Genomic DNA, 730 nt, shown 5'->3' with positions numbered 1-730 from the left:
TCCCCTCCATGGTGTTGACGTGGATCTCGCGGAAGCTGTCGCCATCCTCGTCGCGCGCGTACTCGCCCCGAGCGTGGCAGACTGTCGTGTGCTGATAGCCCCAGGCCGGCAGGCGGGCGTAGATGTCGTATTCGTCGGTATGGATGCGAGCGCCCTTGGCGACGGCGGCCTCGATAATTGGCTGGATCGTTTTCTGCTGCACATTGGCCAGCATGCGCATGACGACCTGCCCACCGCGTTGGCTCAGGCCGGTTGGAGGCACTGCCTCCAACGGGTGGTTTGTCCTTCTCCAGCGTACCGCGGCCCGGCGCTCCCGCCAGTCTGCGACGGCGTCCAAGCCGCCCTTTTTTGCAACTGCCGCAGGTTGGCCGTTGTGCCCGGCCACGACGTAGACCTCGTCGATCTCGACCTCGCCCGCCAGCCGCACCGGGGGAGCCTTGACGACCAGGTCGCGGCGCAGCTGCTCGGTCATAGCCTGCACATCGGACACGTTGAGGCCCAGTTCCTGGGCGATCTGACGGTTCGAAAGGTTCAGACCCATGAAATACAGGCACAGCACCCACACCCGTAGCGGCTGGTGATGGCCGGCCAGCACCGTGCCGGTGAGGTCGTCAAAGCGCCCGCACACGTCTTGCACCGATACCGCTGCCGGTGAGCTTGGGTCTCGTCAAAGCCATCACGGACCACGGTACTGCTACTGCAGGCAGGGCAGCGGACACCCTCCGGCCAG

The 730-nt window shown here is 65.5% G+C and carries 1 protein-coding gene; it reads right to left on the bottom strand.

Features of this window, described 5'->3' with window-relative positions; translation table 11 throughout:
• Positions 1–637, bottom strand: a 637-nt coding sequence (locus tag E2C06_RS39050; RefSeq protein WP_241671655.1) for an IS1595 family transposase, incomplete at its 3' end; no start/stop codon positions are given.
• Positions 638–730: the final 93 nt, after the last annotated feature.

This window comes from Dankookia rubra (assembly GCF_004355005.1).
Taxonomy (GTDB): Bacteria; Pseudomonadota; Alphaproteobacteria; order Acetobacterales; family Acetobacteraceae; genus Paracraurococcus; species Paracraurococcus ruber_A.
The sequence above is the reverse complement of the archived record's forward strand: the minus strand, read 5'-3'. Positions and strand labels throughout refer to the sequence as shown.